This window comes from Streptomyces bungoensis (assembly GCF_001514215.1).
GTDB lineage: Bacteria > Actinomycetota > Actinomycetes > Streptomycetales > Streptomycetaceae > Streptomyces > Streptomyces bungoensis.
In genome coordinates this window covers 98,571-116,797 of the sequence record NZ_KQ948852.1, presented here as the reverse complement: position 1 = coordinate 116,797, position 18,227 = coordinate 98,571, and the positions used below count along the sequence as shown (strand labels likewise).

The window sequence follows — 18,227 nt, the reverse complement described above, 5'->3', positions numbered from 1 at the left end:
CCGTCAGCGGCCGTACAGCGCTGGGCGCGGGGCCAGTTCGACCCTCACCCGGCCCCCGGTCTCCAGCGACCCGACCCCCGCCTCGGCGACGACGGAGGCCGCGTAGCCGTCCCAGGCGCCCGGGCCGGTGACCTCGCCGCGCCGGGTGGCGTCCACCCAGGCCCGCACCTCGCGGTCGTAGGCGCCGGCGAAGCGGACCAGGTAGTCCTGGGCCACCTCCTCGGCGGCGCTGCCCCGGGCGGTGACCACCATGGTGTGCTCGTCGCCGATCCGGGCGCTGCCCGCCTCACACACGGCCTCGCAGCGCACCTGGTAGCCGAAGCCGCAGTTGACGAAGACCTCCACGTCGACCAGCACGCCGCCCTCGCTCTCCAGGAGCACGAACTGCGGATCGGCCAGGCCCTCGGGCGCGCCCGACGAGGACGCGGGACGCAGCACGGTCACCGCCGTCAGCTCCTGCCCGAGCAGCCAGCGGGCCGCGTCGATCTCGTGCGACACGGAGCTGTCGACCAGCATGGCGCTGGTGAAGCCGGCGGGGGAGGAGACGTTGCGGTGGGTGCAGTGCAGCATCAGCGGGCGGCCCAGGCTCCCCTCGTCCAGCAGGGACTTCAGGCGCCGGTACTCGCTGTCGTAGCGCCGCATGAAGCCGATCTGGGCCAGCCTGCGGCCGAGCCGCGCCTCGGCCTCCACGACCCGCAGCGCGCCGGCGGAGTCCGGCACCATGGGCTTCTCGCACAGCACCGGCAGACCCCGCGCGAAGGCCGCGAGCAGCGCCTCCTCGTGCGCGGGTCCGGGGGAGGCGACGAGCACCGCCGACACGCCGGGCGCGTCGAGTGCGGCCTCCGGGTCGGTGTGCACGGTGACCCCGGCCAGACCGGCCACCGCGTCCTTCGCGCGCTCGACGTCGGGGTCGGCGACGGCGGCCACCCTGGCGCCGCTCACCACCTGATCGAGGCGCCGTATGTGATCGGCTCCCATGTGGCCGGCACCCAGTACCGCCACACCCAGCAGGTCGGCCATGCGCACGCTCCCTCTCCGCGACGATCACGCCGTAGCGTACGCCGGGGAGGGAGCGCCGGAACCGGGGCTTCCGGGCCCGCGGCTTCTCCGCGTCAGTACCGCAGCACCCCCGCGATCCCGCTCGCGTCGCCGAGCGTGCCGTCCGGGACGAAGCGCACCTCGGCGCCGGTCTCCAGGCACCGCTCGACGATCTCGTCCACGATGTCGTCGCGGGCGCCCGTTTCGCCGGGCTCCGCGGGGAGGAGGTGGCCGCCCTCGTCGCGGACGGTCGCGCGGAAGTTCTCCTCCACCGCCAGGAGCCGGACGCGGCCCTCCCGGACGGTCTGCCACAGCTCGTCCACCCCGGCCGCGAAGGTCTTGTGCCCGCGCGCCGAGATCAGCTCCCGGATCACCTCCGTGGTGTCCCGGTGCGCCTCCGCCGCCAGGACCGGCTCCAGCGCCTGCCACACGGCCTCGGGCCCGGCGTTCGCCAGCCCGCCGTGCGGGACGTGGACGGCGGACCGGGCGACGCTGCCGGCCTCGTCCAGCAGGGACAGCGCGGCCTGCTCCCCGGTGACGTACACCGGACGCGGATGGTCGCGCAGGACCGTGCCGAGGCGGGTGTCCGCCTCGCGCAGGAAGTGGCGCGTGCCCTCGTCGCGGAACGTGCTCGGCATGTCGCCGACCCGCATCTGGCGCTCGGCGTCGAAGTTCGGCCTGCTGCGGATCAGCGGGAAGCCGCCGGCGCGGTCCTCCACCACCCGGCCGTCGCCGCCGCTCCACAGCGTGGCGCGGTCCGCGGACACCGACAGCACCCAGAAGGGCCGCTCGGCGGCCTGCGCGGAGACCAGGTTGCGGGTGAGGAAGGTGTCCGAGAGCACCACCCGCTCGGGGACGCTGCGGGCCAGGGACCAGACCTGGTGCTCTCCCGGCGCGGCGAAGATGACCAGGCCGTCCTCGGCGTGCGTGAGGTCGACCTCGGACAACGCGCGGTCGAGTTGTGCGACGACCTCGGCGCGCCGCTCCCGGGTGACCTCGGGGTCGGATTCCAGCCGCTTCTTGGCCTCGGTCACCACGTTGCGCAGCCGGACCGGATCCTGGCCGTTCTCGGGTTCGCGGCGGTGCGTCGGCGTCAGCACGGACACCGCCGGGTAGGGACGCGGGCGCCGCAGTTCGGCGAGGGTTGCGGGACTCAGTGCGTGCTCCATGACAGCACGATAGGGCGGAATCAGCTGTCCGGCATTCGGGGCGATTCGCCCCACCGGGCAGCGGTGTGTCGTAGATCGCATGCGCTGTGTGAGCGAGTCGGCAGGAGGGGGCGCGAGAGCAATGACGCCCGAGGGCGGAGGCCTTCGTTCACGCGCCTGTCACACACCGTCAGGTTCTTCAACTCCGTTGGATACGAAGCGTTTACGCTCGTTCGTCATTTCGATCAGACGGACTTGCTATGGTCTGGGTGTCGGTGGCGCACGGCTGCCGCGGGGGGAATCACGAGAAGCCGTCGACCCACGGCTTCCCGGTGTGGGGTCGAGCGCGACGACCCGGCGATGGAGCCGGGCCCGCCACGGCTCGGAAGCGTTCGTGCGACGCTTCGCGAACTCCGTCTCCCCGTCCACCCATGCAGACAGGTGAGACTCGTCCCATGGCACGTTCCCTGGTCGACTTACTGACCGCGCACGCCTCGAACCATCCCGACCGCGTCGCCTACCGCTACCTCGTCACGGGCGACTGCGACGGGGAGATCCAGGAACTGACCTACGCCCGGCTGGCCACCCGTTCCCGGGCCGTCGCCGCCTGGCTGCAGGAGCGCGGCCTGACCGGCTCGCGCGCCATGCTGCTCCACCCGCCCGGCCTGGAGTTCATCTCCGCCTACCTGGGCTGCCTCTCGGCCGGCGTGGTCGCCGTACCCGGCGTGCCCCCGCAGGGGCGGTCGCAGAACCACCGCGCGCTGACCCGGATGAAGCGCCTGATGGCCGACGCGGACGCCCGGGTCGTCCTGGGCGGCCGCGAGGTGATCGCCTCGCTCGACGGCCTCGCCGCGCACCTGCCCGAACTCGACGGGATCACCCTGATCGCCACCGAGGACATACCCGACGAGGCGGCCGCCGCCTGGCGCCCGCCCCTGACCGGTCCGGACGACGTCGCGTTCCTGCAGTACACCTCGGGCTCCACCGCCGCCCCGCGCGGCGTCGTCGTCACCCACGGCAACCTGCTGGACAACCAGCGGGTCATCACCGAACGCATGGGCCACACGCCCGAGACGATCGCCGCGTACGACCACGAGCTGTTCGTCAGCTGGCTGCCCGTCTACCACGACATGGGGCTCATCGGCCCGGTCCTGAACACGGTCCACCTCGGCGCCACCGCCACCCTGTTCTCCCCGCTGCACTTCCTGCAGCGGCCCGCCCGCTGGCCGGCCGCCGTCTCCCGCTACCGCCCGCACACCAGCGGCGGCCCCAACTTCGCCTACGAACTCTGCCTGAAGCACGCCGACCCGGACCTCCTCGACGGCCTCGACCTCGGTTCCTGGCGGGTCGCGTTCAACGGGGCCGAGCCGGTGCGCGCCGCCACCCTGCGCCGCTTCGCCGACGTCTTCGCCCCGGCCGGCTTCCGCCGCGAGGCCCTCTACCCCTGCTACGGGCTGGCCGAGGCCACTCTGATGGTCACCGGCGGCACCGTCGGCGCCCCGCCCACCCTGCTCGCCGCCGCGGACGGCACCCCGAACGCGGGGGAGGCCGACGCAGCCGCCGTGAGCTGCGGCCGGCCCGGTCCCGGCGTGAGCGTGGCCGTCGTCCACCCCGAACGCCGCCAGGAACTTCCCGAGGGCGAGGTCGGCGAGATCTGGGTGGGCGGAGCCAGTGTCGCCAAGGGCTACTGGCGCAACGCGCTCGCCACCCGCGAGACCTTCCGGGCGCAACTGCCCGACCGCGAGTGCCGGTTCCTTCGCACCGGCGACCTCGGCCTGCTGCGGGGCGGCGAACTCTTCGTCACCGGCCGGCTCAAGGACCTCATCGTCGTCGACGGCCGCAACCACTACCCGCAGGACCTGGAGCTGACCGCCGAACTCACCCACCCCGCCCTGCGTCCCGGCTGCACCGCGGCGTTCTCCGTGGACTTTGGGGCGGACGGCGAACGGGCCGTCGTGGTCGCCGAGATCGCCCCGGACACCGCCGGCGAGGCCGAGAAGATCACCGACCTGATCCGCAGCGCCGTCGGCGAGGCCCACGGTCTGGCCGTGCACGACGTCGTCCTGGTAGCGGCCGGCACCATCCCCAAGACCTCCAGCGGGAAGATCCAGCGCGGCGCCACCCGGACGGCGTACGTCGACGGCACCCTCTCCGTGGTGACCGCGCCCGCCCTGGACTGACGACGCGTCCGGCCCGTGCGGCCGGACGCGCCCCCTTCCGCTCCGCCGTACCGCGCGCCCGCTCGCGCGGTACGGAATCCAGCCTGCCCCGAACAGCCGAGGACACCTGCCCAGATGCCCGCGCACGAGACCCCGCAGCAGACCCCCGAGCCGTCCTTGACGACCTCCGAGGCGGTCCGGGCCTGGCTGGCGTCGGCCGTCGCCGAGGCGGCCGGGACCGACCCGGCGCACCTCGACCACGACCGGCCGCTCGCCGAATACGGCCTCGGCTCACGCCGGTTGGTCACCCTGGCCGCCGAACTCGGCACGCTGACCGGCCGGACCCTGGAACCGTCCCTCGTCTTCAACCACCCCACCATCGCCGCCGTCGCCGAGGCCGTCCTCGCACCGCCGTCCCGCGCGGTGCCGGCGCCGCCCGCCGCCGCGGCGGACCGCGGCGGCTCCGGTGACGAGGTGGCGATCATCTCCATGGCGTGCCGGTTCCCCGGCGGCGCCGACGACCCCGAGGCCCTGTGGCGGCTGCTGGCCGCGGGGGAGGACGCCATCGGCGAGGTTCCGGCGGGGCGCTGGGACACCGGCGGCCTGTACGACCCCGACCCCGAGGCGGCCGGCAAGGCCTACACCCTGCGCGGCGGTTTCCTCGACGGCGGCATCGACCGCTTCGACGCGTCCTTCTTCGGCATCTCCCCGCGGGAGGCCGCCGCCATGGACCCCCAGCAGCGGCTGCTCCTGCAGACCGCCTGGGAGGCCGTCGAACGCGCCGGGATCCTCCCGGAGTCCCTGAACGGCAGCTCCACGGGCGTCTACCTCGGCCTGTACGACAGCGGCTACCTCGCCGCCGCCCCCCTCGCCCAGCTCGACGGACACGTCGGCACCGGCTCGGCGGCCAGCGTCGCCTCCGGGCGCGTCGCCTACACCCTCGGCCTCCAGGGGCCCGCGGTGACCGTCGACACCGCCTGCTCGTCGTCGCTGGTGGCGCTGCACCTGGCGGCGCGCGCCCTGGCCGGCGGGGAGTGCGACCTGGCGCTCGCGGGCGGGGCCACCCTGCTGGTCACCCCCCGCGGGCACGTCGAGTTCAGCCGGCTGCGCGGACTGTCCCCGTCCGGCCGGTGCAGCCCGTTCTCCGCCGACGCGGACGGGGTCGTGTGGGCCGAGGGCTGCGGTCTCGTCCTGCTCAAGCGGCTCGCGGACGCGCGGCGCGACGGCGACCGGATCCTGGCCGTCGTCAAGGGCTCCGCGATCAACCAGGACGGCCGCAGTCAGGGCCTGTCCGCCCCCAGCGGCCCCGCCCAGGAGCGGGTGGTGCGCGCCGCCCTGGAAGCCGCCGGACTCACCCCCCACGACCTCGACCACGTCGAGGCCCACGGCACCGGCACCCGGCTCGGCGACCCCATCGAACTGCGGGCGCTGGCCGACGTGTTCGGACCCGGCCGCCCCGAGGACCGGCCGCTGCGCATCGGCTCCCTGAAGTCCAACGTCGGCCACACCCAGGCCGCCGCGGGCATCGGCGGCGTCATCAAGACCGTCCTCGCCCTCGGCCACGAGCGGATACCCGCGTCCCTGCACGCCGAGCGGCTCACCGACCACCTCGACTGGACCGGCAGCGGGCTGCGGGTCGCGACCGCCCCACTGGCCTGGCCGCGCGAGGAGGGCCGCACGCGCCGCGCGGGCGTCAGCGCCTTCGGCATCAGCGGCACCAACGCCCATGTGGTCCTGGAGGAACCACCGGCGCCCGCCGCCCCCGCGCAGGAACAGCCCGCCGCCCCCACGCTGTTCCCCCTATCCGCCCGCAGCCTCCCCTCCCTGCACGGCCAGGCCGCCCGGCTGCTGGCCGCCCTCGACGCGGACCCCGAGCCACCGCTCGGCGCGGTCGCCGCCACCCTCGCCCACCACCGCACCCACTTCGGCCACCGCGCCGTCGTCCAGGCCGACGACCGCGACCAGCTCCGCGACGCCCTGCGCGCCCTCGCCGCCGGCCACCCCGACCCCGACCGCACCACGGGCCCCCGGCACGGCGCCCCCGCCGGCAAGCTGGCCTTCGTCTTCCCCGGGCAGGGCAGCCAGTGGGCCGGGATGGCCCGCGACCTGCTCGACCGGGACCCCGTGTTCGCCGACGAACTCGACCGCTGCGACGCCGCGCTGCGCCCGTTCACCGAGTGGTCCGTGGCGGCCGTGCTCCGCGGCGACGCCGGCGCCCCCTCCCTGGACCGCGTGGACGTCGTCCAGCCCGCCCTGTTCGCCGTGATGGTCTCGCTCGCCGCCGTGTGGCGGGCCCGGGGCGTCCGCCCGGACGCGGTGATCGGGCACAGCCAGGGCGAGGTCGCCGCCGCCTGCGTGGCCGGCGCGCTCAGCCTCAACGACGCCGCCGCCGTCGTCGCCCTGCGCAGCCAGGCCCTGACCGGCCTGTCCGGCACCGGCACCATGGCCGTGATCGCCCTGCCCCACACCGACGTGGAGCCGCTCCTCGGCGACGGCGTCTGCGTCGCCGCCGTCAACAGCGGCCGGGCCACCGTGGTCGCGGGCGCCGGGGAACCGCTGGAGGCCCTGCTCGCCGGACTCGAGGCCCGCCAGGTCTTCGTCCGCCGCCTCGACGTCGACTACGCCTCCCACAGCGACCGGGTCGAACCGGTCCGCGACCGGATCGCCGACGAGCTCGACGGCGTCACCACCTGCCCGACCGACGTCGCCTGGTACTCCACCGTCACCGGCGAGCCGGTCACCGGGGAACTCGACGCCGGGTACTGGTACACCAACCTCCGCGAGACCGTCCGCTTCGCGCCCACCGTCACGCGCATGCTCGCCGACGGCTACCGCCACTTCGTGGAACTGAGCCCCCACCCCGCCCTCCTCACCGCGCTGCGCACCGTCGGCGAGGACCAGGGCCACGAACTCACCGCCGTCGGCTCGCTGCGCCGCGACGAGGACGGCCCCGCCTGCCTTGACCGGGCCGCCGCCGAACTCCACGTCCACGGACGCCGGATCGACTGGCGCCGCATGGTCCCCGACACCGGCCCCGCCGACCTCCCGACCTACGCCTGGGACGCGCAGCGCCACTGGACCGAGCCCGACTCCGCCGCCGGCGGCCCCGCCCTGTTCGACCGCGCCGCGCACCCCTTGCTGGGCATCCAGCTCCAGTCCGCCGACGAGACCCGCTGGACCTTCCGCAACGAGTGGTCGACGGCCACCGCCGACTGGCTGCCCGACCACACCGTCTTCGGCCGGACCGTGGTCTCCGGCACCACCGTGATGGAACTGTGCCGGGCCGCGCTCGCCCTGGCCCGGCCGGACGACACGCCCGACGTCACCGACCTGCTCCTGCTCAGCCCCCTGGTGCTGCCCGCCTCCGGCACCGTCGAGGTCTCCGTCGAGGTCGCCGCCGCCGGCGCCGCGCCCGAGATCACCGTGCACAGCCGGCCGCGCGGCGCCGACGCGGCCGGCTGGACCCTGCACGCCACCGCATCGGCCGCCGACCCCGCCCCGCCCACCGCGGACCGCCCCCCGGCGTGGCCCGGCAGCGCCGAGGAGAGCTGGACCGACGGGACGTACGACCGGCTGGCCGCCCTCGGCCTCGGGTACGGGCCCGCCTTCCGGGGCGTGCGGTCGGCGGTCACGACCGAGGACGGCGCACTCCTCGCCCGGCTCTCGCTGCCCGACACCGCCCGGGACCTCACCGACCCCTACCCGGTGCACCCCGCCCTGCTGGACGCCGCCCTGCACGTCGCTGCCGCTCTCGGCCCGGCCGACGGGCGCGCCCTGCTGCCCGTCGCCGTGGGCCGCTGCGTCCTGCCGTACGGCGCCGCGGGCGAGCTGACCGCGCGGATGCGCCGCACCGGCGGCTCCGCCACGGACCTCACCCTGGACGTCACCCTGTGGGACGCCGACGGCCTGCCCGCCGGACGCCTGGACGCCGTACGGCTGCGCGCCGCCGACGCGGCCGACCTCGACGCCGGCTCCGGCAGCGCCCGGCACCTGTACGAGACGGCCTGGACGGCCGTCGAGGAGCCCCCGGCCGCGCCGGACACCGCCTGGACCGTGACCGGCGACCCCGACGACCCCCAGGTCGCCGCCGCCCGGAACGCCCTGGAGCCGCGCGGGACGGCGGCCGGGACCGCCGTACGCTTCTGGCCCCGCCCCGCGGCGGACGACGAACCGGACGTCCTCGCACACCGGTCGGCGGCCACCGCGCTCGCCGACCTGCGGCGGCTGATCGCGCTTCCCGCGGAGCAGGCGCCCACCCGGACCGTCTGGGTGACGCGCGGCGCGGTCGCCGCCACCGACGGGGACCCGGTGTCCGGGTACGCCCAGTCGGTACTGTGGGGACTGGTCCGCAGCGCCCGGGCCGAGCACCCGCACCTCGGGCTGACCCTGCTCGACCTCGACGACTCCGATCCCGCGCCGGCGCTCCGGGCCGCCGCCGCACTCACCGACGAGCCCGAACTCGCCGTGCGGGGCGGCACGTTGCTCGCACCCCGGCTGGTCCGCGCCCGTCCCGCGCCCGCTCCGGCGGAGGACGGGGAGCAGCCCGCCGGCCCGCCGCACGGCATCCCCACGGACGGCACCGTCCTGATCACCGGCGGACTCGGCGCGGTCGGCGGCCACATCGCCCGACTGCTCGCCGAACGCGGGACGCCCAGGCTCCTGCTGACCGCCCGGCAGGGCGCCGAGGACCCCCGGGCCGCCGACGCCGTGGCCGAACTGGCCGCGCTCGGCGCCGAGGCGGAGGTCGTCGCCTGCGACGTCACCGACCCGGACGCCGTCGCCCGCGCCCTCGCCCGGGCCGGTGAGCGGGCACCCCTGCGCGGTGTCGTCCACTGCGCCGGGATCCTCGACGACGGGGTGATCGCCGAGCTGACCCCCGAACGGCTGGAGCGGGTGCTGCGGCCCAAGGTCGACGGCGCCGCCCATCTGCACCGGCTCACCGCCGACGCCGGGCTGGAGCTGTTCCTGCTGGTGTCGTCGGCCGCCGGCGTCGTGGGCAACCCGGGCCAGGGCAACTACGCCGCCGCCAACGCCTTCCTCGACCAGCTCGCCCACCACCGGCGGGCCGGCGGCCTGCCCGGCCTCTCCCTCTCCTTCGGCGCCTGGGCCGGTGAGGGCCTCGCCGCCGCCCACGCCGACCTGGACCGCATGGCCCGGCACGGCCACCGCGCCCTCACCCCGGACCAGGGCCGCGACCTCGTCGCACTGGCCCTGCGGCGCGGCACCCCGCACCTGGTCGCCTGGGCGCTCGACCTGCCCCGGCTGCGCGCCTCCGACGCCGCCGGCACCGCCCTGTGGCGCGCCCTGCTGCCCGCGCCGCGCACCGCCGCCCGGGCGGGCGGGACACTGGCCGACCGCCTGGCCCGGCTGCCGGAGCCCGAGCGGGCCGACCGCGTCCACGCCCTGGTCCGCGACGAGGTCTCCCGCGCCCTCGGCCTGCGCTCCGCCGAGTCCGTGCGGCCCGACCAGCCGCTGCGCGAGCTCGGCATGGACTCCGTCACCGCCGTCGAACTGCGCAACCGCCTGGCCGCCCGCCTCGGCACCCGGCTGCCCGCCACCCTCCTGTTCGACCACCCCACCGCCGGGCGCCTCGCCGGCCACCTGCTGGCCACCGTGCCGGGACGCACCGCGCCCGCGCTCCGGCAGGAACCCGCGCACACGCCCGCCACCGGCGAACCGATCGCGATCGTGGCCACGGCCTGCCGGCTCCCCGGATCGGTGAGCGACCCGGAGGGCCTGTGGCGGATGCTCGCCGAGGGCCGGGACGCGGTCGGCCCGTTCCCGTCCGGCCGCTGGGACGTGGACGCGCTCTACGACCCCGACCCGGACGCCGCCGGCAAGTCCTACGCCCGCGAGGGCGGCTTCCTCGACGACATCGAGTCCTTCGACGCGTCCTTCTTCGGCATCACCCCGAAGGAGGCCGCCGCCATGGACCCCCAGCAGCGGCTGCTGCTGGAGACGGCCTGGGAGGCGCTGGAACGCGCCGGGATCGTGCCCGCCCGGCTCGCCGGAACCGCCACCGGCGTCTACGTCGGCATGTTCGGCAGCGACTACCTGGCCGGCTCCCGCCTCGACCAGCTCGACGGCTACGTCGGCACCGGCTCGGCGCTCAGCGTGGCCTCCGGCCGGCTGGCGTACGCGCTCGGCCTGCACGGGCCCGCCCTGACCGTGGACACCGCCTGCTCCTCCTCCCTGGTGGCCACGCACCTCGCGGCCCAGGCGCTGCGCGCCGGGGAGTGCGACCTGGCGCTGGCCGGCGGGGTGACGCTGATGGTGACCCCGCAGACCTTCGTGGAGTTCAGCCGCCTGCGCGGACTGTCCCCGACCGGCCGCTGCCGCTCCTTCTCCGACGACGCCGACGGCGCCATCTGGGCCGAGGGCGCGGGCATGCTCGTGCTGAAGCGGCTGGGCGACGCCCGGCGCGACGGCGACGACGTGCTGGCCGTCCTGCGCGGCACCGCCGTCGGCCAGGACGGCCGCAGCCAGGGCCTGTCCGCACCCAACGGCCCGGCCCAGGAACAGGTGATCCGCCGCGCGCTGGAACTGTCCGGGCTGGAGCCCGCCGACATCGACCACGTCGAGGCGCACGGCACCGGCACCACCCTCGGCGACCCGATCGAGGCCAACGCCCTCGCCGCGGTCTTCGGCGGCTCGCGGCCCGAGGGCCGGCCGCTGTACCTGGGGTCGCTGAAGTCCAACATCGGTCACGCGCAGGCCGCTTCCGGGGTGGCCGGGCTCATCAAGGTCGTCGAGTCGCTGCGGCACGGGAGCCTGCCGCGCACCCTGCACGCCGGCACGCCCAGCCGGCACGTCGAGTGGGAGCAAAGCGGGCTGCGGCTGCTCCAGGAACGGGTCGCCTGGCCGGCCGACCCGGGACGGGTGCGCCGGGCCGGGGTCAGCGCCTTCGGCATCAGCGGCACCAACGCCCACGTCGTCGTGGAGGAAGCCCCCACCGCGCCGGCCCCGGACGAACGTGAACTACCACACGGAAAGCACCTGTTCGTGCTCTCCGGGCGCAGTGAGGCCGGGCTGCGCGGGCAGGCCGCACGGCTGGCCGCACACCTCCGCGACGACACGGTCCTCCCGGACGTCGCGCACACCCTGGCCCGGCACCGCGGCCACTTCGAGTGGCGCACTGCGGTCGTCGCCGGCGACCGCGAGGAACTGCTGTCCTCTCTCGGGGCGTTGAGCAGCGGCCGCAGGCCCGTGCCCGCGCCCCGCGAGGAGCAGACCGGCAAGGTCGCCTTCGTGTTCTCCGGGCACGGCGGCCAGTGGACCGGCATGGGACTGGAGCTGCTGTCCGGGTCGGAGGTCTTCCGGACGGAACTGACGCGCATCGACGCGGCCGTCGAGCGGCACGCCGGCTGGTCGGTGCTCAACGTCCTGCGCGCACCCGAGGAGTTCTCCCCGCTGGAGCGCACCGAATACCTCCAGCCCGTCCTGTTCGCCGTCAACGCCTCCCTCGCGTCGGCCTGGCGCGCCCTCGGCGTCATCCCGGACGCCGTCGTCGGCCACAGCCTGGGCGAGATCGCCGCCGCCTACAGCGCCGGCGCCCTCACCCTGGACGACGCCGTCACCGCCGTCACCGCGCGCGCCACGGCGGTCGTCCCGCTGGTCGGCCGCGGCGGCATGATGGCCGTCGAACTGCCGCCCGCGGACGTGGCGGAACTGCTCGAACCCTACGCCGGAAAGCTGTTCGTCGCCGCGGTCAACAGCCCCCGCGCCACCGCCGTCTCCGGCGAGAGCGAGGCGCTCACCGCACTGCGCGAGAAGCTCGCGGAACGCGGCGTGCCCACCCGGGTGCTGTCGACGCCGTTCGCCTCGCACACCCCGCTCATGGAACCCCTGCGCGCGCAGCTCCTCGACCGCTTCTCCGGCATCGGGGGCACCCGCTCGGACGTTCCGCTCTACTCCTCGGTGCGCGCCGAACCCGTCGCCGGCGACGGCCTGGACGCCGCCTACTGGTTCGCGAACCTCCGGCAGCCGGTCCGCTTCGCGGACACCGTGCGCCGCATGCTGGACGACGGCTTCCGCTACTTCGTCGAACTCAGCCCGCACCCCTCGCTCCTGCCGGCCGTCGAGGCCGTGGCCGCCGACGCGGGCGTCGACGCGGTCGGCGTCGGCTCCCTGCGCCGCGGCCGGGACGGGCACGACGTGCTCCTCGGCAGGCTGGGGGAGCTGTACGGCGCCGGGTACACGCCCGACTGGACGGCGCTGTTCCCGCACGGCCGCCGCACCGCCCTGCCGACCTACGCCTTCGACCGGGAACGCCACTGGCTGGCCCCCGCCCCGGCCGGCCACGGCGGCGGCTCCCCGCTGCTCGGCACCCACGTCCAGGCCAGCGACGAACCCGGCCGGGACCTCTTCCAGACCGAGATCGACCTCGACGACAGCCGGTTCGCCTACCTGACCGACCACCGCGTCACGGGCGAGGTGTGGCTGCCGGGCGCCGCCTTCCTCGACCTGGCGCTGGAGGCCGCGGCCACCGTCGCCGACGGCGGCGAGGTGCGGCTGGCCGACGTCCGGTTCGTCCAGCCCCTGCGCCTGGACACGGACCGGCCCGTACGGCTGCAGCTGGTGCTGCGCCCCGCCGAAGACGGCTCCCGGGAGTTCACCATCGCCTCCGCCGCGGCCGGCCGGTCCGGGTGGGAGCGGCACGTCACCGGGCGGATCACGCTCACCCCGCCCGAGCCGGACGACGGACCGGGCCTCGCCGAGCTGCGCGAGCGCTGCACCGAGCCGGTCGACCTGCCCGCCGTGTACGCGGGCCTCGCCGCCCTCGGCATCGAATACGGCCCCGCCTTCCGCGGCCTGACGGACGGCCACCGCGACGGCGGCGGCCTGGCGGTCGCCCGCCTGGCCGCCCGGCCCGCCGCCGGGCACCTCCTGCACCCCGCCGTCCTCGACGCCTCCTTCCACACCGCGGCGCTGCCCGCGCACGCGCCGGACGGCCGGGCGTTCGTCCCCGCCGGCGCCGCCCGCGTACGGTTCACCGGACGGCGCACCGCCCCCGCCTGGGCGAGCTGCGCGGTGCGCGCGGTGGACGGCGACACCGCCACCGTGGACCTGCGCCTGTGGGACGAGCAGGGCCGGCTGGTCCTCGCGGCCGACGGGTTCCGGCTCGCCGCCCTCTCCCCGCTGGACGGCGCCCTGTTCGAGACCCGCTGGCAGCCCCGCCCCGACGCCCAGGAGCCGCCCGCCGAGGGCGGCTGGCTGATCCTCGCCGACCGCGGCGGCGTCGCCGACGACCTCGCCGCCCGTCTCGACGGCCTGGCACCGCACGTCGTCGCCCGCCCGGGGGCCGCCTACGGCGTCGAGGGCCCCGGCCGCTACGTCCTCGACCCGGCCGACCCCGACCACCTCTCCCGGCTCCTGGACGAGGCGTTCCCGGACGCGCCGCCCGCACGCGTGGTCCAGCTGTCCGCGCTCGACGCCCCGCCCGTCACGGACGAGACCGGCGCCGGGGAGGCGGCCCGGCTGTGCTGCCTGACCACCCTGCACCTGGTCCGGGCCCTGACCGGGCGGCCGCGGGGCCGGGCGCCGCGCCTGTTCGTCGTCGTCCGCGGCAGCCAGGCCGCCGGGGACAGCACGGCGGTGACGCATCCCCAGCAGGCCCTCGCCTGGGGCTTCGGGCTCTCCGTGGCCCAGGAACACCCGGAACTCGCCACCACGCTCGTCGACCTGCCCGCCGACGGCGGCACCGACGCGCTGTGGGCCCAGCTGCGGCACGCGGACGACGAACGCCTGGTCGCGCTGCGCGACACCGGCCGGTTCGTGCCCCGCCTGGCCCGCACCCGCCCCGACGACGGCGGGCACCCGGAGCGCCCGGACGGCGTCCACCTCATCACCGGCGGCCTCGGCGGCCTCGGCCGGGTCGTCGCCGAGCGCCTGGTACGCCGCGGCGCCCGGCGGATCGCCCTGCTCGGCCGGGGCACGCCCGACGCGGCCGCCACCGCCTGGATCCGGGACCTCGAACAGCGCGGGGCCACCGTGCACCTCGCCCGCGCCGACGTCGCCGACCGCGCGTCGCTCGCCGCGGCCCTGGACGCCGTACGCCGGGAGGCCGGCCCCGTCACCACCGTGGTCCACGCCGCCGGCGTCCTGGACGACGCCACCCTGGCGAACCTCACCGACGACCGCGTCCGGCGGGTCCTCGCGCCCAAGGTGCTCGGCACCGCCCTGCTGACCGAACTGGTCCCGGAGGCGGCCCGCCTGGTCCTGTTCGCCTCGGCGGCCGGCCTGCTCGGATCGGCCGGACAGAGCCCGTACGCGGCCGCCAACGCCTTCCTCGACGCCTGGGCGCACTCCCTGTCCCGCACCGGCCGGCGGGCGCTCAGCCTCGACTGGGGCGCGTGGGCGGGCGTCGGCATGGTCGCCGGATCCGGCACCCGGGCCGCCGAGACCGGCCGCTCCGGGCTCGTCGCCTTCACCCCGCAGGAGGGCGGCGAACTGTTCGAACGGGTGCTGCCCACCGCCCGCCGCCAGCTCGCCCCCCTCGCCCTGGACCCGGACCTGCTCGCCCTGGACCCGGACGCGGCGCGCGGCCGGCCGCTCCTGGCCGACCTGGTGACCGCCCCGGCCGGCGGCGCGGCCGCCGACGACCTCGTGCACAAGGTCTTCGCGGCCACCGGCGCGCAGGAGCGCGCCACCTGGCTGGAGACGTACGTACGGGCCCGGGTCGGCGAGGTGTCCGGCGGTGCCGTGGACGTGTTCGCCACCACGGCGCTGAAGGAACTCGGCCTGGACTCGCTGATGCTGGTCCGGCTGCGCAACACCTTCGCCCGTGAACTCGGCGCCGAACTCCCGGCCGCCGACGTGTTCGCCGCCGCCGACGTCCGCGGCCTCGCCCGCGCCCTCGCCGAGGCCCTGCCCGAACGGCCCGCACCCGCCGGCCCGGCCCCGGCCGGGCCCGCGCCCGAGGTGCCGGAGACCGACCTGCGGCCCGCCACCCGGGACGTCGTACGGCTCCTGCGCAGCGCCCAGCCCGGCATGCCCGACGCGGCCCACGGCGTCGGGCTGGCCGTACGGCTCACCGCACCGACCACCCCTGCGGCCCTCACCGGCATCCTCGACCGGCTCGCCGCCCGGCACGCCGCCCTGCGCACCGCCGTCGTCCCCGGCCCCGACGGCGGACGGCGGTTGCGGGTGGACCGGCGGCCGCCGGGACCGCTGCTGCGGTGGAGCGAGGGCACCGGCGCGGACGCGGCCGAGCGGCTGCGCATGCTGCTGGAACCGCCGTTCGACCTGTCCACCGGGCCGCTGTGGCGGTTCGAACTGGCCGACGGCGGCGAGCGGGGCCAGGTGCTCGTCTTCGGCGCCCACCACGCGGTCGGCGACCTGCAGTCCCTGCTGCTCGTGGCCGCGGAGATCGACGCCGAGCTGTCCGGCACCGTGCTGGACGGGCAGCCCACCAACCGCGACGTCGACCTGCTGATCGAGGCCCAGCGGGGCGACGGCGGCGGACCCGGCGACGACTGGCGGGCGGCCTTCGAGGGCAGTGAGCGGCTCGACCTGACCCTCGCCCGGCCGCGCCCGGACACCCGTTCGTACCGGGCCGGCAGCGTGACCCTGCCGCTGCCCGGCGGGCTCACCGAGCGGGTCTCGGCCGCCGCGAGCGCCCTGTCCGTGACCCCGGCCGCCTTCTGCCTCGGCACCCTCACCGTGCTGCTGGCCAGGAAGCGGCAGCGGGAGCGGTTCGTGCTCGCCGTGCCCGTGGACACCCGTGTCCACGCCGACGCCCACGGCGCGGTGGGCTTCTTCGGCGTCCCGGTGCCCTTCCCGGCCCGGGCGGCGGCGGGGGAGCGGGTCGCCGAGGTGCTGGCCCGCACCGACCACCGGCTGCGGCAGGTGCTGGCGAAGGGCGCGATGTTCTCCGACGTCCTCGCCACGCTCGCCCGGCAGGGACTGCACCGGCCCAACGCGCCGCTGGTCGAGGTGTACTTCAACTACGTACGCTTCGCCGGGCGGTTGAGGAACCTGGAGGTCCTGCCGGCCGGCGTCGGGCACACCGACCTCGACCTCATGGTCACCATGACCCCGGACGCGGGCACCGTCCGCCTCGACCACAACCTCGACATCCTGGACGCCGACACCGCGACCGCACTCGGGGAGGAGTTCCTGCGGCTGCTCGCGGAGACCGCAGAGGACGCGAACGCGCTCGTGCGGGAGACCTCCGTGGACGCGAACGCATGCGTGGGGCAGACGCCTGCGGCGGACGCGGCACCCGGGGTGGACACGGCCCCGGCCCCGGACACGGCCCCTGTGGTCCGGGACGCCGCCGCCGAGGCGCCCCGGCTGGCGCTCGCCGCCACCTTCGCGCTCGGCAACCTGCCCCCGCTGTGCGCGGCGGCGCTGGAGGAGGAGCGGGCGAGGGTGACGGAGGCGCCGTACCACCAGGTTCTCGCCGCGCTCCAGGACCCGTCCGGTGTCCTGTCCGACCCGGCCACCGCGGTCGGTGCCGTCCTGCTGCGCGCCGCCGACCTGGAGCGCTTCGGGCCCGTGGACGACACGGTCCTCGCCGAGCTGGGCACGGCCTACCCGGCCGCGCTCAAGTCCCTCGCCGAGCGCACCCGCAGGCCCCTCGTCGTCGGCGTCCTGCCGACCGCCCGGCCCGCGGACCGCCTCCTCGCCTGGGAGCGGCGCCTCACCGCCGATCTCGCCGAATTCCCCGGCATCGCCGTGCTCGGCCCCGACGACTGGACCCGCCACCACACCGTCGAGGACCGCTTCGACGAACGCACCGAGCGGCTCGCCCACCTGCCCTTCACCCCGGAGTTCCAGGCGGCGGTCGCCCTGTGCCTGGCCGAGGTGGTACGGGCCGTACGGCGCCCCGCGCCCAAGGTGATCGCCGTCGACGGCGACGAGACCCTGTGGGGCGGCGTGGCCGGGGAGACGGGCCCCGAGGCGGTCGACCTCACCGGCCCCCGGTCCCTGCTGGCCCGCAGACTGCTGCAGTGGCGCTCGGCCGGCGCCCTGCTGGCCCTGGTCAGCAACAACGACGAGGCCACCGTCCGGGCCGTCCTCGACCGGCCCGACAGCCTGCTGAAGGCCGAGCACTTCAGCGTGCTCTCCGCCGCCTGGGGGCCCAAACCCGCCCGCCTCGAACAGGCCGCCCGCGACCTGAACCTCGGCCTGGACAGCTTCCTGTTCCTGGACGACAACCCGGCCGAGATCGCCAAGATGCGGTCGGCGCTCCCGCAGGTGCTCTCCGTGACCTGCCCGCCGGCCGACGGACTCGAGGCCTTCCTCGGCCGCCTGTGGCCCGTGGTACCGGCGGCGGCCACGGCCGAGGACGCCCTGCGTGCCCGCTTCTACGCCGAGGAGCGCGAGCGGGACGCCGTGCGCGCGGGCGCCGGTTTCGAGGAGTTCCTGGCCGGTCTGGAACTGGAGGTGGACGTCCGGGAGCTCGGCGCGGCCGACGTCGAGCGCGGTGAGCAACTCGTGCGCCGCACCAACCAGTTCACCCTGCGCGCCCGCTCCGCCGACGGCGGCGACCTCACCCGGTGGCGCGAGAGCGGCGAGGTGTGGACGGCGGCGGCCCGCGACCGGTTCGGCGACTACGGGCAGATCGCGCTGCTCGCTGCCTCGGCGGACGGAGACCGACTGGACGTCCTGGCCTGGCTGATGAGCTGCCGGGCCCTCGGCCGCGGGGTCGAGGAGCGGCTGCTCGCCTGGCTCGCCGACCGCGCCGACGAACTGGGCTGCGCCAAGGTCCGGTTCACCGCGGAGCGCACCCCGCGCAACGCTCCCGCCCGCCGGCTGCTCGCCGCGCTCGGCGGCGCCGACCCCGACGACGCCCGCCTGGACGTCGTGGTGACGCCGGACCGGCTGCGGGCCTTCCGCTCCTGGGCGCAGCAGTGAGGAACACGACCATGCACAACCT

The 18,227-nt window shown here is 76.4% G+C and carries 4 protein-coding genes; 2 read left to right on the top strand and 2 right to left on the bottom strand.

Annotation, left to right across the window (positions count from 1 at the left end; all coding sequences use genetic code 11):
• Positions 1–3: 3 nt before the first annotated feature.
• Complete coding sequence (locus AQJ66_RS04770; RefSeq protein ID WP_061917039.1) at positions 4–1,020, bottom strand: Gfo/Idh/MocA family protein; 1,017 nt, start codon at positions 1,018–1,020, stop codon at positions 4–6.
• A gap of 92 nt (positions 1,021–1,112) precedes the next feature.
• A complete protein-coding gene (locus tag AQJ66_RS04765) occupies positions 1,113–2,207 on the bottom strand; it encodes a baeRF3 domain-containing protein (RefSeq protein WP_061917036.1) in 1,095 nt (364 codons plus the stop codon).
• 434 nt (positions 2,208–2,641) lie between these two features.
• On the opposite strand from AQJ66_RS04765, the gene AQJ66_RS04760 reads away from it, so the two are divergent.
• The gene (locus AQJ66_RS04760; protein ID WP_061917033.1) at positions 2,642–4,366 is read left to right on the top strand and encodes a fatty acyl-AMP ligase; all 1,725 of its coding nucleotides are present in this window, start codon (positions 2,642–2,644) and stop codon (positions 4,364–4,366) included.
• A gap of 114 nt (positions 4,367–4,480) precedes the next feature.
• Positions 4,481–18,205, top strand: coding sequence for a type I polyketide synthase (locus tag AQJ66_RS04755; protein WP_061917030.1), 13,725 nt, complete (start codon positions 4,481–4,483; stop codon positions 18,203–18,205).
• Positions 18,206–18,227: the final 22 nt, after the last annotated feature.

Bases quoted from the DNA above. Each gene is read 5' to 3' on its own strand.
- AQJ66_RS04755 (WP_061917030.1), top strand. From the start codon at position 4,481: ATGCCCGCGCACGAGACCCCGCAGCAGACCCCCGAGCCGTCCTTGACG.
- AQJ66_RS04765 (WP_061917036.1), bottom strand. From the start codon at position 2,207: ATGGAGCACGCACTGAGTCCCGCAACCCTCGCCGAACTGCGGCGCCCG.
- AQJ66_RS04760 (WP_061917033.1), top strand. From the start codon at position 2,642: ATGGCACGTTCCCTGGTCGACTTACTGACCGCGCACGCCTCGAACCAT.
- AQJ66_RS04770 (WP_061917039.1), bottom strand. From the start codon at position 1,020: ATGGCCGACCTGCTGGGTGTGGCGGTACTGGGTGCCGGCCACATGGGA.